The following is a 25,603-nucleotide window of genomic DNA, read 5'->3' on the forward strand; positions in this document are numbered from 1 at the left end:
TAATGCTCATGTGGCTAGTCCAAAATTGCTTATCTGGAAGGAATAAGTGCAGGAAATGCTACGCTCGCTCAGCAATGTAACCGCGAAGTGAGGAATCGGGGCTTGTAGTAGCCATGTGTGCTGTGCATAATTGCCTCGCCTTTGCGTACTGTATACACACAGTTTGTTTTTCTCGGGAGGCCCGCATCAAGACGGGCCTTCTCTGTTCAAGGAGAGCAGGAGAATATGAAAAAATCGATTTCTTTCAGCGTCGTAGCAGCTTCCGTTGCCTTCGCCTTTGGTGCTTCCGGCGCCGCATTTGCCGCCAAAGTACCGGCTGGCGTGAAACTGGACCCGAAACAGGAGCTGGTACGCAGCAACGGTTCCGAGCCGGAGTCCCTGGACATCTCCCAGATCGAGACCACCACCGCCAACAACATCGCCCGTGACCTGTTCGAAGGCCTGACCGCTGTAGAAAACACCGGCAAGATCGTGCCGGGCGTGGCGGTTAGCTGGAAGCAGAAAGATCCGACTACCTGGATCTTCAACCTGCGCAAAGATGCCAAGTGGTCCAACGGCGACCCGGTGACCGCTGACGATTTCGTATACTCCTGGCGTCGTACCGTGGATCCGAAGACCGCTACCAAGTACGGTCTGTTCCACGAATTCATCGCCAACGGCAAAGACATCATGGCTGGCAAAAAACAGCCGTCCGAGCTGGGCATCAAGGCCATCGACAAGAACACCCTGGAAATCAAAACCGAGATCCCGGTAGCGTTCCTGCCCGACATGCTGGCCAACTCCACCATGGCCCCGCTGCACAAGGCTTCCTTCGAGAAGTTCGGCAAAGATTTCACCAAGCCGGGTAACCTGGTGTCCAACGGCGCCTACGTGCTGAAAGACTGGATCCCGAACAGCCGCATCGTACTGGAAAAGAACGCCAAGTACTGGGATGCCAAAAACACCGTCATCACCAAGGTGACCTTCGACCCGACCGAGAGCGAAGACGCAGCCCTGAAGATGTACAAGGCCGGTCAGGTAGACATGACCCTGCGCATTCCGGCAGGTACTTTCCAGGCACTGAAGGCTGAAATGCCGAAAGAACTGAGCGCGCTGAAAAACATCGCGCTGTACTACTACGGTCTGAACAACAAAGATCCGCTGATGAAGGACAAGCGCGTACGTCAGGCGCTGTCCATGGTGGTGGATCGTGACATCCTGACCCAGAAAATCCTGGGCGAAGGCCAGGTGCCGGCTTACAGCCTGATGGTACCGGGTACTGCCGGTGCCGACGTGACCCCGTACGACTGGTCCAAGTGGCCGATGGACAAACGCGTTGCCGAAGCCAAGAAACTGCTGGCTGCTGCAGGCGTGGCTCCGGGTACCCAGCTGAAGCTGATGTACAACACCTCCGAGTCGCACAAACGCGTTGGTCTGTTCATTTCCTCCGAGTGGAAGACCAAACTGGGTCTGAACACCTCGATGGAAAACCAGGAATTCAAAGTCTTCCTGAAAACCCGTCACTCTGGCCAGTACCAGGTTGCACGTAACGGCTGGAATGCCGATTACAACGACGCCACTACCTTCCTGGACCTGGTGCGTTGCGATAGCGACCAGAATGACCAGCAATACTGCAACAAGAAAGTGGACGAGCTGATTGCCCAGGGCAACCAGCAAACCGACCAGGCCAAGCGCAAAGCCCTGATGACCCAGGCTTCCAAGCTGGCCATGGACGACTACCCGCTGATCCCGCTGTACCAGTACGTGCAAGCTCGTACCGTGAAGCCGTACGTTGGTGGCTACTTCACTACCAACAGCTTTGACCGCTTCCGTACCAGCGACTTCTACATTATCAAGAAGTAATTAGTCGACAGCCCGCCGTGGTCCACTCCGGTGGCCGGGCGGGTTTTCACTATGCACTTGGCGCTTTACCGTGCCTACGGCAGCCTCCGGGCAGTTATCCACTGCCCGGATTGCTTTATGTAGCGCCTACCTCGTCATAGAGCATGCGCATGTTCTAGGTACATGGAGTTTTTCCGATGTGGTCTTACGTAATCAAGCGTGTTTTTGGCGCCATCCCGACGGTGTTTGCCGTGGTGACGCTCTGTTTCATCATGCTCCAGCTCGCCCCCGGCGGCCCTTTTGACGGCGAAAAGAAAATCGCCCCCGAGGTGCTGGCCAACCTGGAAGCCAAATATCACCTGAATGAGCCGCTGCACGTGCAGTTCGGCTATTACATCAATAACTTGCTGCATGGCGACCTGGGCGCGTCCTTCCGCTATGCAGACTGGTCGGTCAACCAGCTGGTGGCCCAGGCGCTGCCGAAGTCGGCCGCCATCGGCGGTTCGGCACTGCTGATCGCCGTGGTGCTGGGTATCACGCTGGGGGTCATCGCTGCCCTGCGCCAGAACAGCATCGCCGACTACTTCGTGATGTTCCTGGGTAACTTCGGTCATGCTGTGCCGTCGTTCGTGACCGGCCCGATCCTGATCCTGTTCTTCGCGCTGTGGATGAAAGTGGTGCCGGCCGGTGGCTGGTCGTACGACGACCCGAACTGGAGCATCTTCCACTTTGCCATCCTGCCGGTGGCCCTGCTCACCATCGTCAACGTGGCGACGCTGGGTCGTGTGATGCGCGGTAGCCTGATTGAAGTGATGAATTCCAACTTCATCCGTACTGCCAAGGCCAAAGGCCTGCCGATGCGCGTCATTGTGATGCGCCATGCGTTGCGCCCCGCGCTGCTGCCGGTGGTGACCTTGCTGGGCCCGATGGCGGTATCTGCCATCGCGCAAGCGGTGGTAACCGAGTCCATCTTCTCCATCCCCGGCCTCGGCCGTCTGCTGGTCACTGGCGCGGTCAACCGCGACTACACGCTGGTACTGGGTCTGGTTGTGCTGGTAGCGGTGTTTACCGTGGTGTTCAACCTGATTGTCGATATCGTCTACGCGATGCTCGACCCGCGTATCCGTTACTGATCGGGAGCTTTACATGAATACCAAAACCAAAAACGAGCAGCTGGTCAGCACGCTGTCCAATATCAGCGAAGTGGTGGAAGGCCGCAGCCCGTGGGCTGACGCGCGCCGCCGCTTCATGAAGAACAAGGCCGCCGTGGCCTCGCTGGTTATCCTGATCCTGATCGCGCTGACCATCATCATCGGCCCGCATCTGCTGCAGCACACGCACGATGCTACCGACTGGAATGCGCTGAGCCTGGCGCCGACCATGGAAAACGGCCACTACCTGGGTACCGACGAACTGGGTCGCGACCTATTGGCGCGTACCCTGCAGGGCGGTGGCATCACCTTCCAGGTGGGTATTGTCGGCACCCTGGTGTCGGTGATCATCGGTGTGTCCTGGGGCGCTATCGCCGGCTTCTTCGGCGGCAAGGTCGACGCGCTGATGATGCGTATCGTCGATGTACTGTACGCGCTGCCGTTCATGCTGTTCGCCATCCTGCTGATGACCTTCTTTGGCCGTGACCTGTACCTGATGTTCGTGGCATTGGGGGCGATCTCTTGGCTGGACATGGCGCGTATCGTGCGTGGCCAGACCCTGTCGCTGAAGTCCAAGGAGTTCGTCGAGGCAGCGCACGCCATCGGTGTGTCGCAGTTCTCCATCATTTTCCGTCACATCGTGCCCAACCTGCTGGGCATCGTGGTGGTGTACGCCACCATCACCATTCCGGGTGTGATCATGACCGAATCGGTACTGTCGTTCCTGGGTCTGGGCGTGCAAGAGCCCAATACCAGCTGGGGTGTACTGGTACAGGAAGGCCAGAAAGTCATGGAAAGCCAGCCGTGGATGCTGCTGGTGCCGGGCATTTTCCTGTCGGTGACCCTGTACTGTGCCAACTATGTCGGTGACGGCCTGCGCGATGCGCTGGACCCGAAAGATCGCTAACCCGGGGAGGACGACATGTCTTTGCTTCAAGTAAAAAACCTCGGTGTGAGCTTTGCCACGCACGATGGTGTAGTGAATGCCGTAAACGGCGTCAATTTCGAACTGGATCGCGGCCAGACCCTCGGTATCGTGGGCGAGTCCGGCTCCGGCAAGAGCCAGTCGGTACTGGCCATGATGGGCTTGCTGGCCAAGAACGGCCGCCCCAGCGGTGAGGCGCTGTACAAGGGCCAGAACCTGCTGACCATGAGCGCCAGCCAGCTCAACGGCATCCGCGGTGATCGTCTGTCGATGATCTTCCAGGACCCGATGACCTCGCTGAACCCCTACCTGACGGTAGAGCGCCAGATGACCGAAGTACTGGAACTGCACAAGGGCATGACCCGCAAGCAGGCCAAGAAGCGCGCCATCGAGCTGCTGGAAGCGGTACGCATTCCCGAGGCAGCCCGCCGTGTCGACATGTACCCGCACGAGTTTTCCGGCGGCATGCGCCAGCGCGTGATGATCGCCATGGCCCTGCTGTGCGAGCCGGAAGTGCTGATCGCCGACGAACCCACCACCGCGCTGGACGTAACCGTGCAGGCGCAGATCCTCACCCTGCTGAAAGACCTGCAGCGTGACTTTGGCACCGCCATCATCATGATCACCCACGACCTGGGCGTGGTGGCCGGCCTGTGCGACAACGTGATGGTGATGTACGGTGGCCGCGTGATGGAATACGGCACCGCCAACGACATCTTCTACCAGCCAAGCCACCCGTACACCGTGGGCCTGCTGGGCGCGCTGCCGCGTCTGGACCACGATGGCGCCGAACTGATGAGCATCCCGGGCAACCCGCCCAATATGGCCAACATGCCCAAAGGCTGTCCGTTCGCCGAGCGTTGCGAACACGCCAGCCAGCAGTGTGTGGATACCCTGCCGCAGCTGGTAGCCTCGCCGCTGAACAGCCGCGTACAGCGTGCCTGCCACAAGCCGGCCGCCGAGATGATCGTCAATAGCAATGCGGAGGTGGCCAATGGCTGATAACCGTCAACCCATTCTGTCGGTACGCAACGTCAAGGTGCACTTCAAGGTCGCCGGTGGCAAAGACTGGCCGTGGACCCCGAAGAAAACCCTGAAAGCCGTGGACGGCGTCAGCTTCGACCTGTACGCAGGCGAAACGCTGGGTGTCGTGGGCGAGTCCGGTTGTGGCAAGTCCACGCTGAGCCGCGCCATCCTGAACCTGATTCCGGCCACCGATGGCGAAATCGTGTGGATGGGCAAAGACCTGCGCAAGGGCAGCGCCAAAGACTGGCTGAACGTGCGCAAGGACATCCAGATGATCTTCCAGGATCCGCTGGCGTCGCTGAACCCGCGCATGACCATCGCCCAGATCATCGGCGAACCGCTGCGTGTACACCGCCCGGAGCTGTCCAACGATGAAGTGATGAAGCGCGTGCGCGCGATGATGGTGAAAGTGGGTCTGCGCGAGCAGATGATCAACCGTTACCCGCACGAGTTTTCCGGCGGCCAGTGCCAGCGTATCGGTATTGCCCGCGCACTGATTCTGGAACCCAAGCTCATCATCTGTGACGAGCCGGTGTCGGCGCTGGACGTGTCCATTCAGGCCCAGATCATCAACCTGCTGAAAGAACTGCAACGCGAGATGGGCCTGGCGCTGATCTTCATTGCGCACGATCTGGCGGTAGTGAAGCACATCTCCGACCGCATCCTGGTGATGTACCTGGGCCGCGAGATGGAGCTGGCCGAGAAGCACGCGCTGTACGACAAGCCAGTACACCCGTACACCAAGGCGCTGCTGTCTGCCATTCCGATCCCTGACCCGAAGCTGGAGCGCAGCAAGACCATCCAGATCCTGCAGGGCGACCTGCCCAGCCCGCTCAACCCGCCGTCCGGCTGCGTGTTCCGTACCCGCTGCCCGAGCGCGCAGGAGCGTTGCGGCAAGGAAGCGATCAAGCTGCACCCGGTAACGCCGCAAACGCAGACCTCCTGCTTGCTGGCTTAAGGCCAGGGTTGGCCGCATGCGGCCAAGCTGCTGGGGCACCGACGACCATGCCACCCACTGATTTCAGTGGGTGGTATTTTTTTGTCCGGCGGATGGCCATGCCGCATCGGGCCTGCTTATTCTGCCGCGCGCGATCACCGCCGTGCTTGTCGGCTTTGCGTCCGCCGGCAAGGCCTAGGTTGCCAGCTGCTTATACTTGCCGGCCATGCCGTCGGTGCAAGGCTCACACCGGCGCCTCTACAAGGGCTGGCAGCAGGCCGGCCGGGCGCTTGCCGCGGTTTTACCACCCGGCTATCACGCTAGCCTCTGGGTGCGCCAGCCGCCTGGCATGAAAAAACCGGCGCACGGGGCGCCGGTTTTTGCAGGGCAGGGTGGCGATCAGGCCAGCTTGCCGTGGCACTGCTTGTAACGTTGGCCGCTACCGCACGGGCAGGGGTCGTTGCGGCCAACACGCAGGCCTTGCGAGGCCAGGGCTTCCGGCGAGAACGGGTTGCCCTCAGTCGCGCTCGGTGCTGCGTCATGGTGCATTTCCATGCCGGCCACTTCGTGCGGGGCCACCGCTTCCACGTCTTCCTCGCTGCGTACCTGTACGGTCATCAGCACGCTGACCACGCCGCGTTTTACACGGTCCAGCATGTCGGAGAACAGCTCGAAGGCTTCGCGCTTGTACTCCTGCTTCGGGTTTTTCTGGGCGTAGCCACGCAGGTGGATGCCTTGGCGCAGGTGGTCCATCGCCGCCAGGTGTTCGCGCCAGTGGTTGTCCAGCATCTGCAGAACCAGGCCGTGCTCGAACTGGCGCATGGCTTCTTCGCCTGCCAGGTCGACTTTGGTCTGGTAGCTGGCCGCAGCCATGTCCAGGATGCGCTGCTTGATGTCGGGGATGTCCAGTGTCTGTTCGGCCTTGATCCACTCGGCCACCGGTGCCTGTAGCTGGAATTCGGCTTCCAGCGTGCGCTCCAGGCCGGCCAGGTCCCACTGCTCTTCCATCGAGTCCGGCGGCATGTGCAGGTCGACCACGTCGCCCAGCACGCCTTCACGCATGTGGGTGATGATGGCGGCTACATCCTGGTCTTCCAGGATTTCGTTACGCTGCTGGTAAATCACCTTGCGCTGGTCGTTGGCCACATCGTCGTATTCCAGCAGCTGTTTGCGGATGTCGAAGTTGCGGCCTTCCACCTTGCGCTGCGCGTTTTCGATGGAGCGCGATACCCACGGGTGCTCGATGGCTTCGCCGTCCGGCATCTTCAGCTTGTCCATGATCATGGCCACGCGGTCGCCGGCGAAGATGCGCAGCAGCGGGTCTTCCAGCGACAGGTAGAAGCGGCTGGCGCCAGCGTCACCCTGACGGCCGGCACGGCCGCGCAGCTGGTTGTCGATACGGCGCGACTCGTGGCGTTCGGTACCGATGATGTACAGGCCGCCGGCGGCCAGTACCGCGTCGTGGCGCTGTTTCCATTCTGCACGGATGGCGTCGATGCGGGCGGCCTTGTCGGCGTCGGACAGGCTGTCATCGGCCTGCACGGCCTTGATTTCCGGTTCCGGGTTGCCACCCAGCACGATGTCGGTACCGCGACCGGCCATATTGGTGGCCACGGTCACGATGCCCGGGCGGCCGGCCTGGATCACGATGTCCGCTTCGCGGGCGTGTTCCTTGGCGTTCAGCACGTTGTGGGCAATGCCGGCCTGGCTCAGCAGCTGCGACATCAGCTCGGAGTTTTCGATGCTGGTGGTACCCACCAGCACAGGTTGGCCGCGGCTGACGCAGTCTTTGATGTCGCTGATGATGGCGTTGTACTTCTCGCGTGCCGAGCGGTAGATCTTGTCCTGGTGGTCCTTGCGGATCATCGGGCGGTTGGTCGGGATCACCACGGTTTCCAGCGCGTAGATGTTCTGGAACTCGTAGGCCTCGGTGTCGGCGGTACCGGTCATGCCGGCCAGCTTGTTGTACAGGCGGAAGTAGTTCTGGAAGGTGATCGACGCCAGGGTCTGGTTTTCGCGGTTGATCTGCACGCCTTCCTTGGCTTCTACGGCCTGGTGCAGGCCATCGGACCAGCGGCGGCCGGCCATCAGACGGCCGGTGAATTCGTCCACGATTACCACTTCGCCGTCCTGCACCACGTAGTGCTGGTCCAGATGGAACAGGGCGTGGGCTTTCAGCGCGGCATTCAGATGGTGCATCAGCGTGATGTTGGCCGCCGAGTACAGGCTGTCGCCTTCGGCCAGCAGGCCCATCTGGGTGAGGATGGCTTCGGCGTGTTCGTGGCCGGATTCGGACAGCAGCACGCTGTGCGCTTTTTCATCCACCCAGTAATCGCCTTCGCCGTCTTCGGTTTCCTGCTTTTTCAGCAGCGGCGGTACCGCGTTCATGGCGCGGTACATCTCCACGTTGTCTTCGGCCGGGCCGGAGATGATCAGCGGGGTACGCGCTTCGTCGATCAGGATGGAGTCCACTTCGTCCACCACGGCGAAGTTCAGCTCGCGCTGCACTTTCTCGCCCAGGCTGAACACCATGTTGTCGCGCAGGTAATCGAAGCCGAACTCGTTGTTGGTGCCGTAGGTGATATCGCAGGCGTACGCCACTTTCTTGTGCTCGTGCGGCATTTGCGACAGGTTCACGCCAACCGACAGGCCAAGGAAGTTGTACAGCTTGCCCATGATGCCGGCGTCGCGGCTGGCCAGGTAGTCGTTGACGGTAATGACGTGCACGCCCTTGCCGGCAATGGCGTTCAGGTACACCGGCAGCGTGCCCACCAGGGTTTTGCCCTCGCCGGTACGCATTTCGGCGATCTTGCCGTGGTGCAGCACCATGCCGCCGATCAGCTGTACGTCGAAGTGGCGCATGTTCAGCACGCGGCGCGAGGCTTCGCGGCAGACGGCAAACGCTTCCGGCAGCAGGGCATCCAGCGATTCACCCTTGGCATGACGCTCTTTGAATTCGGTGGTCTTGGCCGCCAGCTGTTCGTCCGACAGTGCCTTCATGGCGTCTTCCATACCGTTGATGCGGTTGGCGACCTGGCGATATTGCTTGAGCAGTCGTTCGTTGCGGCTGCCGAATACTTTCTTGAGAAGCGTCGAAATCATCGTGTGGACATCCAGCGGCCAGCGGGCCGATAAAAATGGCTAAAAGTGTAGCACAGGCAAACCTTCTTTTAATGGGGGCATTGCTGACCGGTATCAAGTGCCTGTGCGATGGACCAGTGTCTGTTTATGGAAATGCCATGCCATGCTCTAAACAAACGTATGAGCGTAAACGCCCTGTCATGCAGGCAGCTTAGCCTTATTGGCCAGTGCTGACTGTAACGACAGATAACAACGACACGAGGAGAAGCAATGGATCGCAGACAATTCCTGAAAAGCGGGGGCTTTCTGACCGTTTCCGCCGCCACGCTGGGCCTGAGCGGCTGTTTTGGTAGCGGTGGCGGAGGCGATAGCCCGCGCAGTTATACCTTCCCGCAGGGGGTGGCCTCCGGCGACCCGCAACCGGACAGCCTGGTGCTGTGGACGCGGCTGGGCGACGCCAGCGCCGACACCGCCGTCACGCTGGAGCTGTCTACCAGCGCCGGCTTTGCCAGCGTGCTGCACAGCGTTACCGTTACCGCCCAGGCGCAATGGGATTACACCGTGCGCCACAAGGTGACCGCGCTGCAGCCGGGCACCGTTTACTACTACCGCTTCCGCGCCGGCAGCAGCGTCAGCCAGGTTGGCCGCAGCAAGACGGCGCCGGCCGCCGGCACCCCGCTGTCGCAGCTGAAGTTCGCCTTCGTGTCGTGCCAGGACTGGAGCGTCAACCACTGGGCCGCGTTTGACGAGCTGCTGCAGCAAGACCTGGACTTCGTGGTGCACCTGGGCGATTACATCTACGAAACCGTCGGTGCGGCGTTCCAGACCGGCAAGGTAGAAAGCCGCCACAGCCAGATCACGCTGCCCAACGGCACCAAGCGTAGCGATGGTGCCAGCTACGCCACCACGCTGGCCGACTACCGTACGCTGTACAAAACCTACCGTAGCGACAGCCGCCTGCAGGCCTTGCACGCAGCCTTCCCGGTGATTGCGGTATGGGACGATCACGAATTCAGCGACGACGCCTGGCAAGACCGCCAGACCTACAGCACTGGCGACGACGCCAGCAAGGCCACCAGCCGCCGCCGTGACGCCAACCAGGCGTGGTTCGAGTACATGCCGGCCGACGTCAGCTTTGACGCGGCCAACCCTTCGTTCCAGAACATCCGTATCTACCGTGCCTTCAGTTTCGGCAATCTGGCCACCCTGGTGATGACCGACCAGCGCCTGTTCCGTGCCGACCACGTCATTCCCGAAGTTGGTGCCGGCAGCGAAGTGGGTAGCCGTTACTTCGTGCCCAAGTCCACGCTGGCCGCGGTGGAAAGCCAGAAGATGACCGCCGCCGGCGGCAGCCTGGACCCGGTGTCCATTCTGGGCAGCACCCAGCGCCAGTGGTGGAAAGACCGCATGAGCGCGGCCAATACCACCTGGAAGCTGTGGGGCAACGAGGTGTCGCTGTTGCGCATGCAGGTGAACGGCACGCAGGCGGTGGCCGGCATGATGGTACAAAGCCTGATCGCGGCCAACGCGGGCCTGGCAGCTTTGCAAAGCCAGCTCACCACCGCACTGGTGAGCGACCTCACCACCGCGGCAGCCGCCGTACCCAGCGCCAGCAAAGCCACCCAGGCGCCGGCGCCGGCCTACACCCAGACCAAAGCCGTGCTGGCGCTGGCCGGCGTCAGCGGCACCGTGTTCGACGCCGGCATCAAGCCGCAGCTGGACGCCGCGCTGCCACCGGCACAGTTCTTCGACACCTTCCTGCTGAATGCTGACCAGTGGGACGGCTATAACGCCGAGCGCAAGGCGCTGCTGCAGCACCTGAAAGACAACGCCATCGGCAATGTGGTGGCGCTCACCGGCGACATCCACGCCTTCTTCGCCGGCAGCGTGATGGATGACTTCGACGCCGCCAGCCCGGTGCCGGTGATGGTGGATCTGGTCACCGCCGGCATTTCCAGCAACTCGTTCTACAGCTACTTCGAAAGCGTGGTGGACGGCAACGCCGCCTTCGCCAAGACCAAGCCACTGATCTACACCGAGCAGGGCGGGGTGCGGACCAATACTTTCAACAGCACGCTGACGACGTTCAACCCGTGGCTGAAGGTGGCCAATACCGACGCTCAGGGCTACGCCATCGTCACCCTGACGCCGGCCAAGCTCAGCTGCAGCTTCCATACGCTGAAGCCGCTGGCCGCCGGTGCAGCGCCGGCTTTGCCCGCCACGCGCAGCATTACGCGGCTGGAAGTGGCCGCCGGCAGCCCGACAGTCACGGTGCTGGCATAAGTACCGGAAAGCCTGCGGCCAACTTGCGTGGCAGCTTGGCCGCATGGCTTGCAGCGCCGCACAGGCAGCAGATCGGCTACACTCTGCTGCCTGTGTTTTTTGGTGCCCGCCATGTCCTCACAACCGCTACGTCAGTTCAGCCAGCGCGATGCGCGCCTGGCCGACCTTACTACTGCTGCCCAGGCCATCCTGACGCTGGACAAGGCCTTCAAGCGCCTGCTGCCGGGCCAGCTGGGCCAGCATTGCCAGGTGGCCTGCGTGCGCGACGGCGAGCTGGTGGTGTATGCGCACAACAGTACCGTGGCTGCCCGCCTGCGGCTGCTGGGCAATAGCGTTATCGCCCCGCTGACCCGCCAAGGCTACCCGCTGCGCAGCCTGCGGGTGAAGGTGCTGCCCACGCCGCCCAAGCCCGTCCGCAGCAAGTCGTTCCAGCTGTCCGATGCCGGCCTGCAAGCCTTTGCCCAAGCTGCTGACACGGTGCGTAACCCGGTAGTGAAGGACGCGCTGAATTCGCTGCTGCGTCACCATCGCGCCAAGTCCTGAGTAGTGGCCGGCCGCCGTCTGGCGGTCTGGTGACGCACCGCACTGTCATGCTGGCGTGATCCTTGCATGGTATCCCTGACCGCAAAGCCTCAAGCTAGCCCGCCTGCCGCGCGGCAGGTAAGCTGCCGGGCAGAAGCCGCAGAGCTTCGCCATCAGGGATAAACCAATGATTACGCTCAAGACGCATCCTCTACGCCGCAGCCTCAATGACGAGGCGCACGCCCGCCCGCCGATCGCGATACCGTCGCCGGCACGGCTTTCCACCCTTACGCTGTTCTTCGACGAGGACGACGGCGCCCAGCGCACCGCGCTGCAAGACCTATTACAGCGCATCGGCCTGCCGCCGGCCGACCCCGGCCAGATGCACTACACCGGCGTGGCCGGCGACCTCACCATCCGCTGGGCACTGCATACCGAATTTGCCCGCTACACCTTCGTGCTGGGCGGCGACTTTGTCGAACCGTTCGAGCGCACCGCGCTGGACCGCTTGCCGGCCGAATGGTTGGCCGCCTTGCCCGGCGCGGTGATGGTGGCCATGCACGCGGTGCTGCTGCCGGCGTCGCAGGAAGCGCCGGCACCCGAAATTGCCCGCCGCTGGTTTGGTGGCCAGGAGCTGATCGGTGCCGAAATTGGCGACGGTAACGGCGTGGCTTACACCGACCTGCGCCTGCACCCCGACCCGCGGTTGGCCGAGGGCTTCAGCCGCTATGTGGTGATCGACCGCAGCATGGGGCCATCGCAGTCCGGCCGCATGATGCAGCGCCTGTTCGAAATGGAAACCTACCGTCTGCTGGCTTTGCTGGCGCTACCGGAAGCCAAGCGCCAGATGCGCGAGCTGGACGCGCTGGGCACCCGCCTGCGCAGCGTCAACCTGCGCATGGCCGAGCACAGCGCCCACGATGCCAGCATGCTGGAGGAACTGACCGACCTGGCCGCCCAGGGTGAACAGCTGATCGCGCAAAGCCAGTACCGCTTTGCTGCGGCGCGGGCCTACTACAAGCTGGTTGGCCGCCGCATTGCCGAACTGCGCGAGCGGCGTTTGCCCGGCTTGCAGCCGTTTCACGAGTTCATGGAACGCCGTCTGGCGCCGGCCATGGAGACCTGTGATACCGCCGCGCAGCGCCAGGAGCGGCTGATGGCACGACTGCAGCGCAGCACCGCCTTGCTGCGCACCCGGGTAGAGGTCATGCACGAGGAACAGAACCGTGCCTTGCTGGCCAGCATGGACCGTCGTGCCGGCTTGCAGCTACGGTTGCAGGAAACCGTAGAAGGCCTGTCCGTGGCTGTCCTCACCTATTACGCCGTGGGTCTGCTGGGCTACCTGTTCAAGGCCGGCAAGGCGGCGGGTCTGCATCTGGAGGTGGAGCTGCTGACCGGGCTGGCCATCCCGCTGGTAGCGCTACTGGTGTGGCTGGGTATGCGTCGCGTAAAGCAGACATTGCACCACGCCTAGGCGGTTCGTGGCATTGAAATGGCATGCGGCGGCGCAGCGCCGCCGTTGCCAGCGCCAAGCGTGGCAGCTTTTGCCTGGTGGCGACGTCTGCTTGGCAATTGCTGCCAATGCTTTTGGCATTGTCAGATTGCGTACATAGTGAATGCATAGTGCTTGTGGTTAGTTTTATTTATAGAAATACGGGGCAGATCAAACAGGCAACGGATAGATGAAGCGCCCTGCGGCCAAAACCATCAAAATAGCGGGGTTAATTCACCCGCCAGAGTTGCCGATGTCCCTTTCTACTTCCCGCAAGTTGCGCCCGCTGCTGATCAGCTTTGTGGCTATTACCGTCCTGCTGGCTATTGCCCAGACTGTCATCGTGACCATCGGTCTGAACAAGATCATGGCCAATAGCCGCTACGAACACCAGGTAGCCGACGGTCTGGTAGACCGCATGGCTGACTTGCGCTTTCATGTCGTGCAGATCCAGCAGTTCCTGACCGATGCCAGTGCAACCGGCGACCGTGATGGTTTTGGCGACGCCAAAGAGCACTACCAGGCCGCGGTGAAGCTGCTGGACGAGTTGAAACAACTGGATGTCGCCTACGCAGACGAGGCGCAGGCTACCCGTCAGTTGCTGGATACTTTCTATCAGGTAGGCCAACAGATGGCCGATGCGTACATCAACCAGGGCCGTGACGCCGGCAACGCCTTGATGAAGGCGCCGGGTACCGGTTTTGACGAACGCGCCGAGGCCTTGACCAAGAAACTGGAAGGCCTGCAGCAGCGTGTCGAGCAGAACATGGCCCAGGTGGTCAGCGATAGCGAAGGCCAGATCGGCAGCGCGCAGACCAGCCTGTTGCTCAGTGGTGGCCTGATGATCGTGCTGGTGCTGTCTGGCGGGGTATTGCAGTACCGTCGTGTATTCCGCAGCCTGGGCGGCGAGCCGGTGGAGGCCATGCGCCAGACTCGTGCCATTGCCGCCGGGGACCTCAGCCATACGCTGCGGGTACCGGCCGGCCGCGAAAATAGCCTGATGGGTGCGCTGTCTGACATGCAGGACAAGCTGCGCGACATCACCGGCCGTATCCGCGATCTGGCCGGCCAGGTGCAAGGCAGTGCCACCCAGCTGAACGCGTCTGCCCACGGCGTACAGCAGGCTTCGCATGCGCAGAGCGAAGCGTCGCGTGCCATTGCGGTGGCGGTGGAAGAAGTGCTGCAGAGCATCGACCAGCTGGCGCAGCAATTGCGATTCGTCGAGCAGGAAGCGCGCGACGCCGACGGCGCCGTGCACCACTGTGCCGGCCTGATCAACCAGTCGGCCGACGATATCCGCGGCATCGCCGACCATATCGGCGGCGCCGCTACCGCGCTGGACAGCCTGAACGTGCAGACGCAGACCATCGCCAGCATCACGCAAACCATTCACGATATTGCTGACCAGACCAACCTGCTGGCGCTGAACGCGGCCATCGAAGCCGCCCGTGCCGGCGAAAGCGGCCGTGGTTTTGCCGTGGTGGCCGACGAAGTGCGCAAGCTGGCCGAGCGCACCAGCCAGGCCACCGTGGACATCAGCCGCCAGATCGATAACCTCAGCACCGGCATGCGTGGCGTAGTGCACACCATGCAGAGCAGCGTGACCGCTACCCAGCACGGGGTGGTGCAGAGCCAGCAAGCCAGCGAGGCCATCCAGGGCATTCGCGACAATGCGGCCAACATCCGCCAGCACATCGAATCGGTAGCACTGGCGCTGGGGGAGCAGCAGCAGGCCGTGCGCGATATCGCCCAGCGCGCCGAGGTGATTTCCAGCATGACCGAGTCCAACCAGGCTGCGGTGGACCAGACCGCCGCCGCTGCCGACCAGCTGGGTGCGCATGCGCAGGATCTTGGCGCGGCGGTATCCCACTTCAAGCAGTAAGCTGTCGCGGCAGACAACGCGGCCCGTCCTTCGTGACGGGCTTTTTTACGCCTGTCGCCAGCGCCACGTTGGCCGCAAAAAAGGCTCCCCCTGCCTCGACACAGGGGGAGCCAAAGGGAGCCGGCGGCCGCAGCCGCGCTTGCTATTACTGCTGGATGATCTGGCGAATCTGCTCGATACCGGCCGGGTCGTCCAGGGTGGTGAGGTCGCCCGGGTCGCGGCCTTCGGCCAGCGCCTGGATGGAGCGGCGCAGCACCTTGCCGGAGCGGGTCTTGGGCAGCTGGTTCACAAAGTACACCCGTGCCGGGTTGGCGATGGCGCCCAGCTGCGCCGCCACGCGGGCGATGACGTCTTTTTCCAGCGCGGCACGCTGTGTCGGGTCGTCCAGCAGCGACGGGTCCTTCACCACGGCAAACGCCTTGGGAACCTGGCCTTTCAGGCTGTCTTCCACGCCCACCACCGCCACTTCGGCAATGGCGCTGTGGCTGCTGACGGCTTCTTCGATCTCGCGGGTGCCCAGGCGGTGGCCGGCGACGTTGATTACGTCGTCGGTACGGCCAAGGATGGTGTAGTAGCCGTCGTCGTCCTTGATGCCCCAGTCAAAGCTGGAGTACACCAGTTTGTCCTTGAACAGGCTGAAGTAGGTATCGACAAAGCGCTGGTCCTGGCCCCACACCGTGCTCATACAGCCTGGCGGCAGCGGCGGAATGACGCCGATCACGCCTTTCTCGCCGGGGCCGACTTCCTGGCCTGTGCTCTCGTTGAACAGTTTCACGTTGAAGCCGTATACCGGCAGGCCGGGGCTGCCGAATTTCACGGCTTTCTTCTCTACACCGTTGCACAGCGTCAGCATCGGCCAGCCGGTTTCGGTTTGCCAGTAGTTGTCCAGCACCGGAATGCCCAGCTCGCCGGCAATCCAGGTGGCGGTAGGTTCGTCCAGTGGTTCGCCGGCTAGGAACAGCGCGCGCAGGCTGGACAGGTCGTATTTGTGTAGCCAGGCCGGGTCCTGCTTTTTCAGCACGCGGATGGCAGTAGGGGCGGAGAACATCACGCTGACGCGGTATTTTTCCACCAGCTGCCACCAGATGCCGGCGTCGGGGCGCACCGGCAGGCCTTCGTAAACCAGCGTGGTCATGCCGTTGATCAGCGGCCCGTACACGATGTAGGAATGGCCCACCACCCAGCCGATGTCGGAGGTAGAGAAGTAGCACTCGCCCGGCTTGCCGCCGTAGATGTAGTCCATGCTGGCGGCCAGCGCCACGGCGTAGCCGCCGGTGTCGCGCTGCACGCCTTTGGGCTTGCCGGTGGTACCGGAGGTGTACAGGATGTAGCTGGGGTGGCTGGACTCAACCCATTCCACGTCGGCGCGGTCGTGCAGGTGCGCGTCGCGCAGCGTGTCGTAGTCCAGGTCGCGGCCCGGTTTCATCATTGGCGCTTCGGCCAGGCCACGGTTCACCACGATCACTTTGGCCGGTGCGCTGGCGCCGGCGTAGCCCAGCGCCTCGTCCACCAGCGGCTTGTAGGGGATAACCTTGCCGCCGCGCATGCCGGCGTCGGCGGTGATCATCACTGTGGGGCTGGCGTCCTCGATGCGGGTGGCCAGGCTGGCCGGTGCGAAGCCGCCGAACACGACGGAGTGGATGGCGCCCAGCCGCACGGTGGCCAGCATGGCGAAAATGGCCTCGGGGATCATCGGCATGTAGATCAGCACACGGTCACCCTTGGCCACGCCTTGCGCCTGCAGGATGGCGGCAAAGCGGGCGACTTCCTCGTACAGCTCGCGGAAGGTGTAGCCGGTTTCGATGCCGGTTTCGGTAGACACGTAGGCCAGCGCGGTCTGCTCGGCGCGCTCGGCCAGGTGGCGGTCTACCGCGTTGTAACAGAGGTTGGTGAGGCCGCCCGCAAACCAGTCGCGGAACGGTGGCTGGTCGTAGGCCAGCACCTTGTCGAACGGCTTGTGCCAGTGGATGCGTGAGGCTTCCCGCCCCCAGAACGTGTCGGGGTCATCGATGGACTGCTGGTAAAACGCCTGGTACGGGGTCATGCCGGTCTCCTGGGTACAAGTCTGTCAAGCGGTTGCTTGTCGGACAAAGTAAGGAGCGACAGGGGGTGCGGTCAATCGTGCAGTGCAGCATCGGCGCGGTTTGACCCTGCCATCGTTGCGGAAATACCGATAAAACCGCCACTTGGCGGCCGTGGTGGCACCCGCTACCGGCAGCAGGTTCGATATGAACACTGGCCGAAGCGCGGTACTTTGCATTACTCTGAAAGGTAGGGACCACCAAGCATTTCAGGACAAGACCATGGATGTGAAACACTATATGAACGTGGTGGGCCAGGCTGCCCGCAAGGCCAGCCGCGCCATTGCCCGTGCCGACACCAACCAGAAGAACAAGGCGCTGCACGCTATCGCCGACGCCATCGAGCGCGACCTCGACCGCCTGCTGGCGGCCAACATGCTGGACCTGGAAGCCGCGCGTAAGGACGGCCTGGCCGAGGCGATGATCGACCGCCTGACGTTGTCGGAAAAAGCCGTACACGGCATGGCAGAAGGCCTGCGCCAGATCGCCAGCCTGCCGGACCCGGTGGGCGAAATGGGCGAGTTCAGCTACCGCCCGTCCGGTATCCAGCTGGGCAAGATGCGCGTGCCGCTGGGCGTGGTCGGCATCATTTACGAAGCCCGCCCCAACGTCACCGCCGACGCTGCCGGCCTGTGCCTGAAGTCGGGCAACGCGGTGATCCTGCGTGGCGGTTCAGAAGCCTTCCACAGCAATCAGGCCATTGCCGCCTGCGTGCACGAAGGCCTGCGCGTGGCCGACCTGCCGCCGCACGTGGTGCAGGTGCTGGAAACCACCGACCGCGCGGCGGTGGGCGAGCTGATCACCCTCACCGAATTTGTCGACGTGATCGTACCGCGTGGCGGCAAGGGCCTGATCGAGCGCATCAGCCGCGAGGCGCGGGTGCCGGTGATCAAGCACCTGGACGGCAACTGCCACGTTTACATCGACGATACCGCCAACCCGGAAAAAGCTTTCAATATCGCGCTGAACGCCAAGACTCACCGTTACGGCACCTGCAACACCATGGAAACCCTGCTGGTGCATACCGCCTACGCCGAATTCATCCTGCCGCGTCTGGCGGCGGCCTTTTGGGAAAAGGGTGTCGAGCTGCGCGGTTGCGAGCGCACGCGCGGCATTCTTGGCGATAAAGTGGTAGCCGCCAGCGAAGACGATTGGTATACTGAATATCTGGCCCCGGTACTGGCCATCAAGGTGGTGAAAGGCATCGACGACGCCATCGAGCACATCAACCACTACGGTAGCCACCATACCGACGCCATCGTCAGCGACGATTACGGCCGTTGCCGCCAGTTCTTGCGCGAGGTGGACTCGTCCAGCGTGATGGCCAACGCCAGTACGCGCTTTGCCGACGGTTTCGAGTATGGCCTGGGCGCCGAGATCGGCATTTCCACCGACAAGATCCACGCCCGTGGCCCGGTCGGCCTGCACGGGCTGACCAGCCAGAAATGGGTGGTACTGGGCGACGGCCAGGTACGCAGCTAGCCGGCCGCTGCATGCGGGATGCCGCAAGCAAAACGGGCTGGCGCTTTGCCAGCCCATTTTTTTGCAGGGAAGGGGACAGACATGCAGCCTGATGCGCGCATGGATGCCGGTCATCTGGACGAGCTGGTATTGGCCGAACGCATCCGCCTGGTGGCGCGGCGCAGTTTCGTGGCCAGCCTGTCCACCCCGGTTGCTGCCACCCTGCTGCTCTACATCGGCCATGCGGAACACCTGCGGCAGCCGCAGCCGCTGTACCAGTGGTTTTTGCTGGTGAACCTGGTGGTGTTGATCAGCCTGGTTACCATTCTGCCGCAGGCCCTGCGCGGCGAGCCACCTGCCAGCAAGCGACGCTGGGTCGGCATCTATCTGGCTACCAAGCTGTTGTTCGGCCTGGCCTGGGGTAGCAGCGTGTGGTTCCTGATGCCGGTGGCGACCCCGCTATACGGCATGATGCTGTACATCGTACTCAGCGGCATCTGCGCCATGGTAGTACTGGTGCACTCGATGTTCTGGACTTCGGTGGTGGCTTTTCTGTCCGGCATCTACCTGCCGGTGCTGTTGTACGCCATGTTGTATCCGCAGCCACTGGACATCTACGTAGCGATTGCCGGTGCCTTGTACGCCAGCCTGCTCATCATCTACAGCGGCGTGGTCAATCGCCAGCTGGTCAACGGCCTGCGTGCTGCGCAACAGGCGCAGATGCTGACTGAAGAGCTGCTGGACGCCAACGTGCGGGCCGAGCTATCGCTGAACGCCCTGCAGGACGAGCATCGGCGCCTGCAGCAAGCGCTGCAAACCATCCGCAGCATGGCGCACCAGGACGAACTGACCCAGCTGCCCAACCGCCGTGCCGCCATTGCGGCGCTGAACGAGCGGCTGCTGATCTGGGAAAACCGGCAAGAGCCCAGCAGCCTGATCATGCTGGATATCGACCATTTCAAGACCATCAACGACAGCCATGGCCACGATGTTGGCGACGCGGTGTTGGTGGCGCTGGCGCAGCGGTTGCAGCAGCAACTGCGCCCTTACGACCTGCTGGCGCGCTTTGGTGGCGAAGAGTTCATCATCCTGCTGCCTGGCATGCGGCTGGACGACGCCGCGCAGCTGGCCCGCCGCCTGTGTGAACAGTTGGCCGCCGCCCCCTTGTTGCAGCAGCCGGTGCAGCTGCCGGTGACCGCCTCGTTCGGCATTACCCAGCTGCGGCAGGGCGATACCCTGCACGACTGGCTGCGCCGCGCCGACCAGGCCATGTACAAGTCCAAACGTATGGGCCGTAACCAGTGCACCGCGCAGCAGTAAGCGGCAAAGTGTGGCGGGCAGGCTGCGGCCAAGCTGACCGAATGGCTTAATTTTTTAAACAGTTCCGCCTTGCGGAATGATGTGCTTGATTGCGGAATCATTGCGCGCATACTCCCCTCATCAGCCTGCCGGCCAACGCCGCTGGCAGGCCACACATCAGGAGAGATGCCGTATGCCGCACCCCGTTCCCCATGCCGACCAGGCGCAATGGCTGCAACAGCTTGGCGTCAGGGATGTCGAGCTGGCCTTTGCCGACGTCACCGGTTTTGCCCGCGGCAAAACCTTGCCGCGCGAGGCCTTCATTGGTGGCCAGCAGCTGCGAATTGCCCGCGCCGTGCCGATCCAGAGCTGCATCGGCGAGTTTCCCGACTACCGGTTTTATGGCGAGCACGACCCGGACGTGACGCTGCTGCCCGACATGGCCACGCTGCGCCAGCTGCCGTGGGCCACTACGCCGCGTGCGCTGGTACTGTGTGATTGTGTCGATCACGACGGTCAGCTGTCGCCGCTGGCGCCGCGAACAGTGTTGAAAAATGTATTACAACGCTACGCAGCGCATGGCTGGACGCCGGTGGTGGCACCGGAGCTGGAGTTCTACCTGTTTGCGGCCAACCCCGACAGCGACGCGCCGTTCCAGCCGCCAGCCTTGCGTACCGGCCGCCGCGAGCGTGGTTTCGATGCCTTCAGCTTTACCACGCTCAACGACCTGGAAGCCTTTTTCGACGATGTGTACCGCGGCTGCGACATGCTGGGTATCGCCACCGATACCTGGGTGCACGAGATGGGCCCCAGCCAGTTCGAGATCAACCTCAAGCACGGCGACGCGCTGGCGCTGGCCGACCAGACCTTCCTGTTCAAGACCCTGCTGAAAGAAACCGGCAACCGTCACGGCCTGAACGTGGTGTGCATGGCCAAGCCGCTGGCTGGCGAGCCGGGCAGCTCCATGCACCTGCACCAGAGCGTGGTGGATAGCGAAGGCTGCAATGTGTTCAGCCAGCCCGACGGCAGCGAAAGCCGGCTGTTCCACGGCTTTATCGCCGGCATGCAGCAGTATCTGGCCGAGCTGATGCCGCTGTACTGCCCCAGCCCCAACTCCTACCGCCGCTTCGTCAAGAACCTGGCGGCGCCGGTCAACCTCAGTTGGGGGGTGGATAACCGCTCGGTCGGGCTGCGCGTGCCACTGTCGGTACCGCAGGCGCGGCGTGTGGAAAACCGCCTGCCGGGCTGCGATGCCAACCCGTACCTGGCGCTGGCGGCCAGCCTGGGCGCCGGCCTGCTCGGTATGGAGCAAGGCCTGCAGCCGGCACCTGCCGTCACCGGCAACGTGTTCCTGCAAGAAGACGACGGCGGCGACAGCCTGCCGCGCACGCTGGATGCCGCGCTGGCGCGCATGCAGCAGGGCAGTGCAGCGGCCAACTTGTTTGGCGCCGAGTTCACCCGTGCCTATGCGGCGGTCAAAGAAGTAGAGCTGGCCAGCTTCCACGGCGAGATCACCGCCTGGGAGCGCCGCTATCTGGGGGTGCTGGCCTGAAATGCATACGGCCCCGGTAACGGGGCCGTATTGTCTGGCACGGAGCGTGTTCAGCGTTCTTTGGCCAGCAGCTCGATGATTTCGGTGCGGGTATAGCCCGGCATATTGCACTGCGCTTCCACGATCCACAGCTCTACCTGCTGGCGGTCGCCTTGCGCGGCCCGCAGCAGCTTGCCGTACGCTTCGCCGGTCATGTGGGTGGTCGGGGTAAGCACGCGGCGTTGGGTATGGGCTGCGTAAACCGTCCGGCTTGGCGGGTCCTTGCGCGGCTTGTGCTGCGGGCGGAAAAAGACCCACAGCAAACCGGCGCACAGCAGGCACACCACCAGAATGAACGTCCCCAACACTTCGATCTCCAAAATTGGCCTCACAACAATGGTAATGGATTTATACCGAATGGATGAGTAGTAGAACTACTTAATTCGATAGGTTTGCACCAGATCAAGCAAGGCGCCAGTAATGCTGGAGCCGTCACGCCGACCGACGCACAATCTTCCATAACAGACACCCCGCTGCAAGGAGAGTTTCATGTACAAGCACCTTACCGTGGCGCTGGATGGCAGCCACAATGCCCAACCTGCCCTGGTAGAAGCCGTCCGTATTGCGGCTGCGGCCAACAGTCACCTGTCGCTGGTGCACGTCATCTGCCTGCATGATTTTGCCGTCGACAGCGTTGGCCTGCTCGATACCCAAGGCCTGTACGACGAAGCGCGCAAGCAAGGCCAGTCGGTACTGGACGAAGCGCAGGCCTATGCGCGTGCTCAGGGCGTGAAAGATATCACCCTGCATTTACTGGAAGCCCCGCAAGGTGGCGATGCGGCCACCGCACAGCTGGTGGATTTCGCCACCCAGGCCGCCGCCGACCTGCTGGTCATCGGCACCCACGGCCATCGTGGCTGGCGTCACCTGTTGCTGGGCAGCTTTGCCGAGTCGGTGCTGCGCCGTACCACGCTGCCGCTGCTGGTGGTGCGTAACCCGGTAGACGACGACAGCGCGCCGGCCGCGCTGGGCTAAACCCGCGCCGGCAGCGTCATGCAAAAGCCCAGTCTGTGACGCAGACCGGGCTTTTTTGTCGTTGCCGCGGGCCGGATGGCCGTCTAGCGGCGGCGTGCCAGGATGAAGAACTCGTGGTTGCCGTCGCCGCCCTTGATCGGGCTATCGAACCAGCCCAGCTTATCGAAGCCCAGCTCGGCCACACACTGGCTGACCTTGGCTTCCACCCCGGCGTACAAGCTGCTGTCGCGCACGATGCCGCCGTGGCCCAGCCCTTCACGGCCCACCTCGAACTGCGGTTTTACCAGGCTCAGCAAGTAGCCGCCTGGCCGGATCAGCGGTAGCGCTGACGGGTAAATCAGCGTGACCGAAATGAACGACACGTCGCACACCATCAAGTCGAAGGCGTGCTGCTCGTTGGCCGCCAGCAGTGCGTCGTGCTCCAGCGCCCGCGCGTTTACGCCTTCAAAAAAGCGTACCCGCGGGTCGGCCATCAGCCGTGCGGCCAACTGGCCGTGACCCACGTCCACCCCCACCACGCGCGCTGCGCCAGCCTGCAGCAGGCAGTCGGTAAAACCGCCGGTGGATTGCCCCACGTCCAGCGCCCGCCAGCCACGGATATCGTCCAGCCCGGCAGCAGCCAGTGCGCCGGCCATTTTCAGGCCGCCGCGCGACACGTAGCGGTCGGCCTCGTCCGGTACCACGTCGAACACGGTGTCGTCGGCCAGCTTCTGGCTGGCTTTGGCCACCGGTCGCGTCTGGCTGCCGTCGCGCACGCTGACGCGGCCAGCCTCGATCAATTGCTGTGCCGCGGTACGCGAGGCTGCCAGCCCCTGTTCCACCAGAAGAAGATCCACCCGTTTCATGCGCCTGGCTCCGTTGCTGCCGTCAAAACCGCGCAAGGGTGCGCAATCGGGCCAGTACTGTCAAGGCGGGCTTGGCCGCCGCCGCTGCCGGTGCGATGATGTGTGCACTTATTGTTATCCACCCAGGCACACCGGCATGGACACACTCTCGCTGCACCCGCACGCCGTACGCGTACTCGGCGCCCTGATCGAAAAGCAGGCGCTGACCCCCGACACCTACCCGCTCACCCTCAACGCCCTGCAGTCTGCCTGCAACCAGCTCACCAGCCGCGAGCCGGTGCTGAGCCTGAGCGATGCCGACATCAGCAGCGCCCTGGACGAACTGATGGCGCAAAAGCTGGTGGCCGAGCGCATTCCGGCCGGCAGCCGTGTGGCCAAGTACGAGCATCGCCTGAACTACGCGTGGAACATCGACGGCGCCAGGTTGGCCGCACTGGGCCTGTTGTTGCTGCGCGGCGCGCAGACCAGCGCCGAGCTGCGCACCCGCGCCGGCCGCGTTTACAGCTTCAGCAGCGTGGACGAAGTGGAAACCGCGCTGGCCGCGCTGGCCGACAAATACCCGCCGCTGGTAGAAAAACTGCCGCGCCAACCGGGCGAGCGCGAGGCGCGCTGGGTACATCTGCTGCACCCGCCGGCGGCGAACCTGGCCGTTGCTGCTACTGCAGCAGAACCGGCAGTCGATAGCGAGCTGCAGGCACGCGTCAGCCAGCTGGAGCAACAGCTGGCGCAATTGCTGCAGCGCGTCGAAGCACTGGAGCAGGGGCGCGGCGAGGCGTAATATCGCGGTCACGCTGATGACCCTGAAAGATAACAACATGATCCGTTACACCCTGTTGGCCGCGCTGCTGGCCGCGCCGCTGCTGGCCCAAGCCGGCGATACCACGCTGGCGCGCGGTAATACCTACAATTTTATTACCCGTATGCCTACCGGCCTCGGCCCTGGCCTGGCGCTGGACCACGTAAAGGCCGACGACAAGGACAGCCGTGGCGAAAAGCCCAGCTTTAGCGCGGCGGGCGTGATGTTCGGCCTGCCGGTACCCACGCTGCTGCGTCTGGATGCCGGTGCCAAGGCCGCTTACGTCGAGGCAGAAGGTACCGCCACCGCTGCACTGGTGGGCGCCCGCCTGACCGTTGACCTGCCGCTGAATGCCGAAGCCTTCGTCCACGGCTTTTACGCCGGCTCTGCTGCCGCCAGCGGCACCGTCAAGCGCGTCAGCGACACCATGGGTGGCGTACGCTGGAGCCCGCTGAAAATGGTGGGCGTGGAAGTGGGCTACCGTACCGTACAGGTGAAGCGCGAAGACCGCCGCCGCGATATCAAGCTGGCCGATGGCCCGTACGCGGGCGTGTCGGTAGCGTTCTAAGCCGCGCAGTCTTTGCAAGGCGGCCCGCTTCGGCGGGCCTGTTGCATTCCGCCGTACGGCGTGCGCCAAAAGCAGCGATAATCCGTGCCTGAAACAGAAAAGGAAAACGCGATGAGCGAAGACAACAGCGTGCGCCTGTCCAAACGCATGACCGAACTGGGCCTGTGCTCGCGCCGCGAGGCTGACGAGTTCATCGAGCAGGGGCTGGTGAAGGTGGATGGCGTGGTGGTCAATGTGCTGGGCAGCCGTGTGCGCCCCGAGCAGCAGATCGAGCTCACTGCCGCCGCTGCCCGCGAGCAGGCCGAGCGCGTGACGCTGCTGCTGCACAAGCCGCTGGGTTTTGTCAGCGGCCCGGCCGAGCGCCCGGGCGAGCAGCCGGCCTGGCTGCTGGTGAAGCCCGACACCCGCAGCGCCAGCGACCGCTCCGGCGTGGTGTTCCTGAAAAAGCACCAGCAGAAGCTGGCACCGGCTGGCCGCCTGGACGTGGACGCCTCCGGCCTGCTGGTGTTGACGCAGGATGGCCGCATCGCGCGCAAGCTGATGGCTGGCGAAGTGGAGCAGGAATACCTGGTATGGTTGGCCGCACCGGCCAGCGCCGAGCAACTGGCGGCGCTGGGCAAGGGCGTGCAAGTGGACGACGAAACGCTGTCTGCGGTACGCGTCAGCCGCCAGAGCGACCGCCAGCTGTGCTTCGTGCTGCGCCAGCAGCAGCGCCGCCACATCCAGCGCATGTGCGCAGCGGTTGGCGTGCAGATCGAACGCCTGCACCGCATCCGCATCGGCCGCGTGCGGCTGGGCGAGCTGGCGCAAGGCCAGTGGCGCTACTTGCTGGAAAACGAAAAGTTCTAAGCCGGGCTGTGCCCGTTT

At 63.1% G+C, this 25,603-nt stretch carries 20 protein-coding genes; 16 read left to right on the forward strand and 4 right to left on the reverse strand.

Features of this window, described 5'->3' with window-relative positions; all coding sequences use genetic code 11:
* The first annotated feature begins 225 nt into the window (after positions 1 to 225).
* From FLQ03_RS12195 to oppF, 5 genes are all read left to right on the forward strand, one after another.
* Positions 226 to 1,842, forward strand: coding sequence for a peptide ABC transporter substrate-binding protein (locus tag FLQ03_RS12195; RefSeq protein WP_144371007.1), 1,617 nt, complete (start codon positions 226 to 228; stop codon positions 1,840 to 1,842).
* 176 nt (positions 1,843 to 2,018) lie between these two features.
* Complete coding sequence (oppB, locus tag FLQ03_RS12200) at positions 2,019 to 2,954, forward strand: oligopeptide ABC transporter permease OppB (RefSeq protein WP_144371008.1); 936 nt, start codon at positions 2,019 to 2,021, stop codon at positions 2,952 to 2,954.
* Between the two features lie 13 nt (positions 2,955 to 2,967).
* Positions 2,968 to 3,879: an ABC transporter permease subunit gene (locus FLQ03_RS12205; protein WP_144371009.1), complete on the forward strand. Its 912-nt coding sequence runs from the start codon at positions 2,968 to 2,970 to the stop codon at positions 3,877 to 3,879.
* A gap of 15 nt (positions 3,880 to 3,894) precedes the next feature.
* Entirely contained in the window at positions 3,895 to 4,899 is a 1,005-nt protein-coding gene (locus tag FLQ03_RS12210) for an oligopeptide/dipeptide ABC transporter ATP-binding protein (RefSeq protein ID WP_144371010.1), read from the forward strand.
* Positions 4,892 to 5,881 (forward strand): murein tripeptide/oligopeptide ABC transporter ATP binding protein OppF, encoded by a 990-nt coding sequence (oppF, locus tag FLQ03_RS12215; protein ID WP_144371011.1) that lies wholly within the window; start codon positions 4,892 to 4,894, stop codon positions 5,879 to 5,881. The genes FLQ03_RS12210 and oppF overlap by 8 nt, the downstream gene beginning before the upstream one ends.
* Positions 5,882 to 6,259: 378 nt before the next feature.
* On the opposite strand, the gene secA is transcribed toward oppF, so the two are convergent.
* Complete coding sequence (gene secA / locus FLQ03_RS12220) at positions 6,260 to 8,962, reverse strand: preprotein translocase subunit SecA (protein WP_144371012.1); 2,703 nt, start codon at positions 8,960 to 8,962, stop codon at positions 6,260 to 6,262.
* Positions 8,963 to 9,211: 249 nt separating this feature from the next.
* On the opposite strand from secA, the gene FLQ03_RS12225 reads away from it, so the two are divergent.
* The 4 genes from FLQ03_RS12225 to FLQ03_RS12240 all read left to right on the forward strand — a co-directional run bounded on the left by FLQ03_RS12225 (position 9,212) and on the right by FLQ03_RS12240 (position 15,120).
* Positions 9,212 to 11,224 carry an alkaline phosphatase D family protein gene (locus FLQ03_RS12225; RefSeq protein WP_144371013.1) on the forward strand — a complete coding sequence of 671 codons (2,013 nt, stop codon included), beginning with the start codon at positions 9,212 to 9,214 and terminating at the stop codon, positions 11,222 to 11,224.
* Between the two features lie 111 nt (positions 11,225 to 11,335).
* Positions 11,336 to 11,767, forward strand: a complete 432-nt coding sequence (locus FLQ03_RS12230; protein ID WP_144371014.1) for a DciA family protein — start codon at positions 11,336 to 11,338, stop codon at positions 11,765 to 11,767.
* 166 nt (positions 11,768 to 11,933) lie between these two features.
* Positions 11,934 to 13,220, forward strand: a complete 1,287-nt coding sequence (locus FLQ03_RS12235) for a DUF3422 family protein (protein WP_144371015.1) — start codon at positions 11,934 to 11,936, stop codon at positions 13,218 to 13,220.
* A 271-nt stretch (positions 13,221 to 13,491) separates the two neighbouring features.
* Entirely contained in the window at positions 13,492 to 15,120 is a 1,629-nt protein-coding gene (locus FLQ03_RS12240; protein ID WP_206210959.1) for a methyl-accepting chemotaxis protein, read from the forward strand.
* 145 nt (positions 15,121 to 15,265) lie between these two features.
* Here the strand turns inward: FLQ03_RS12240 and FLQ03_RS12245 are convergent, their stop codons facing one another.
* The gene (locus FLQ03_RS12245) at positions 15,266 to 17,164 is read right to left on the reverse strand and encodes a propionate--CoA ligase (RefSeq protein ID WP_144371016.1); all 1,899 of its coding nucleotides are present in this window, start codon (positions 17,162 to 17,164) and stop codon (positions 15,266 to 15,268) included.
* A gap of 259 nt (positions 17,165 to 17,423) precedes the next feature.
* On the opposite strand from FLQ03_RS12245, the gene FLQ03_RS12250 reads away from it, so the two are divergent.
* From FLQ03_RS12250 to FLQ03_RS12260, 3 genes are all read left to right on the forward strand, one after another.
* Positions 17,424 to 18,683, forward strand: coding sequence for a glutamate-5-semialdehyde dehydrogenase (locus tag FLQ03_RS12250; protein WP_144371017.1), 1,260 nt, complete (start codon positions 17,424 to 17,426; stop codon positions 18,681 to 18,683).
* A gap of 81 nt (positions 18,684 to 18,764) precedes the next feature.
* Positions 18,765 to 19,982 (forward strand): GGDEF domain-containing protein, encoded by a 1,218-nt coding sequence (locus FLQ03_RS12255; RefSeq protein WP_170252402.1) that lies wholly within the window; start codon positions 18,765 to 18,767, stop codon positions 19,980 to 19,982.
* A gap of 172 nt (positions 19,983 to 20,154) precedes the next feature.
* Positions 20,155 to 21,513, forward strand: coding sequence for a glutamine synthetase family protein (locus FLQ03_RS12260; RefSeq protein WP_144371019.1), 1,359 nt, complete (start codon positions 20,155 to 20,157; stop codon positions 21,511 to 21,513).
* A 50-nt stretch (positions 21,514 to 21,563) separates the two neighbouring features.
* Here the strand turns inward: FLQ03_RS12260 and FLQ03_RS12265 are convergent, their stop codons facing one another.
* Positions 21,564 to 21,860, reverse strand: coding sequence for a hypothetical protein (locus FLQ03_RS12265; RefSeq protein WP_144371020.1), 297 nt, complete (start codon positions 21,858 to 21,860; stop codon positions 21,564 to 21,566).
* Positions 21,861 to 22,041: 181 nt separating this feature from the next.
* Between FLQ03_RS12265 and FLQ03_RS12270 the strand changes: the two genes are divergently transcribed.
* Entirely contained in the window at positions 22,042 to 22,527 is a 486-nt protein-coding gene (locus FLQ03_RS12270) for a universal stress protein (RefSeq protein WP_144371021.1), read from the forward strand.
* An 83-nt stretch (positions 22,528 to 22,610) separates the two neighbouring features.
* Here the strand turns inward: FLQ03_RS12270 and FLQ03_RS12275 are convergent, their stop codons facing one another.
* The gene (locus FLQ03_RS12275; RefSeq protein WP_144371022.1) at positions 22,611 to 23,372 is read right to left on the reverse strand and encodes a TlyA family RNA methyltransferase; all 762 of its coding nucleotides are present in this window, start codon (positions 23,370 to 23,372) and stop codon (positions 22,611 to 22,613) included.
* Between the two features lie 136 nt (positions 23,373 to 23,508).
* Here FLQ03_RS12275 and FLQ03_RS12280 point away from each other — a divergent pair, with 136 nt between their 5' ends.
* The 3 genes from FLQ03_RS12280 to FLQ03_RS12290 all read left to right on the forward strand — a co-directional run bounded on the left by FLQ03_RS12280 (position 23,509) and on the right by FLQ03_RS12290 (position 25,585).
* A complete protein-coding gene (locus tag FLQ03_RS12280; RefSeq protein WP_144371023.1) occupies positions 23,509 to 24,150 on the forward strand; it encodes a YceH family protein in 642 nt (213 codons plus the stop codon).
* Between the two features lie 16 nt (positions 24,151 to 24,166).
* Entirely contained in the window at positions 24,167 to 24,736 is a 570-nt protein-coding gene (locus FLQ03_RS12285; protein ID WP_144371024.1) for a YfaZ family outer membrane protein, read from the forward strand.
* Positions 24,737 to 24,847: 111 nt separating this feature from the next.
* Positions 24,848 to 25,585 (forward strand): pseudouridine synthase, encoded by a 738-nt coding sequence (locus FLQ03_RS12290; protein ID WP_144371025.1) that lies wholly within the window; start codon positions 24,848 to 24,850, stop codon positions 25,583 to 25,585.
* Positions 25,586 to 25,603: the final 18 nt, after the last annotated feature.

This window comes from Vogesella urethralis, from assembly GCF_007644045.2.
Taxonomy (GTDB): domain Bacteria; phylum Pseudomonadota; class Gammaproteobacteria; order Burkholderiales; family Chromobacteriaceae; genus Vogesella; species Vogesella urethralis.

Bases quoted from the DNA above. Each gene is read 5' to 3' on its own strand.
- FLQ03_RS12195 (WP_144371007.1), top strand. From the start codon at position 226: ATGAAAAAATCGATTTCTTTCAGCGTCGTAGCAGCTTCCGTTGCCTTC.
- oppB (WP_144371008.1), top strand. From the start codon at position 2,019: ATGTGGTCTTACGTAATCAAGCGTGTTTTTGGCGCCATCCCGACGGTG.
- FLQ03_RS12205 (WP_144371009.1), top strand. From the start codon at position 2,968: ATGAATACCAAAACCAAAAACGAGCAGCTGGTCAGCACGCTGTCCAAT.
- FLQ03_RS12210 (WP_144371010.1), top strand. From the start codon at position 3,895: ATGTCTTTGCTTCAAGTAAAAAACCTCGGTGTGAGCTTTGCCACGCAC.
- oppF (WP_144371011.1), top strand. From the start codon at position 4,892: ATGGCTGATAACCGTCAACCCATTCTGTCGGTACGCAACGTCAAGGTG.
- secA (WP_144371012.1), bottom strand. From the start codon at position 8,962: ATGATTTCGACGCTTCTCAAGAAAGTATTCGGCAGCCGCAACGAACGA.
- FLQ03_RS12225 (WP_144371013.1), top strand. From the start codon at position 9,212: ATGGATCGCAGACAATTCCTGAAAAGCGGGGGCTTTCTGACCGTTTCC.
- FLQ03_RS12230 (WP_144371014.1), top strand. From the start codon at position 11,336: ATGTCCTCACAACCGCTACGTCAGTTCAGCCAGCGCGATGCGCGCCTG.
- FLQ03_RS12235 (WP_144371015.1), top strand. From the start codon at position 11,934: ATGATTACGCTCAAGACGCATCCTCTACGCCGCAGCCTCAATGACGAG.
- FLQ03_RS12240 (WP_206210959.1), top strand. From the start codon at position 13,492: ATGTCCCTTTCTACTTCCCGCAAGTTGCGCCCGCTGCTGATCAGCTTT.
- FLQ03_RS12245 (WP_144371016.1), bottom strand. From the start codon at position 17,164: ATGACCCCGTACCAGGCGTTTTACCAGCAGTCCATCGATGACCCCGAC.
- FLQ03_RS12250 (WP_144371017.1), top strand. From the start codon at position 17,424: ATGGATGTGAAACACTATATGAACGTGGTGGGCCAGGCTGCCCGCAAG.
- FLQ03_RS12255 (WP_170252402.1), top strand. From the start codon at position 18,765: ATGCAGCCTGATGCGCGCATGGATGCCGGTCATCTGGACGAGCTGGTA.
- FLQ03_RS12260 (WP_144371019.1), top strand. From the start codon at position 20,155: ATGCCGCACCCCGTTCCCCATGCCGACCAGGCGCAATGGCTGCAACAG.
- FLQ03_RS12270 (WP_144371021.1), top strand. From the start codon at position 22,042: ATGTACAAGCACCTTACCGTGGCGCTGGATGGCAGCCACAATGCCCAA.
- FLQ03_RS12275 (WP_144371022.1), bottom strand. From the start codon at position 23,372: ATGAAACGGGTGGATCTTCTTCTGGTGGAACAGGGGCTGGCAGCCTCG.
- FLQ03_RS12280 (WP_144371023.1), top strand. From the start codon at position 23,509: ATGGACACACTCTCGCTGCACCCGCACGCCGTACGCGTACTCGGCGCC.
- FLQ03_RS12285 (WP_144371024.1), top strand. From the start codon at position 24,167: ATGACCCTGAAAGATAACAACATGATCCGTTACACCCTGTTGGCCGCG.
- FLQ03_RS12290 (WP_144371025.1), top strand. From the start codon at position 24,848: ATGAGCGAAGACAACAGCGTGCGCCTGTCCAAACGCATGACCGAACTG.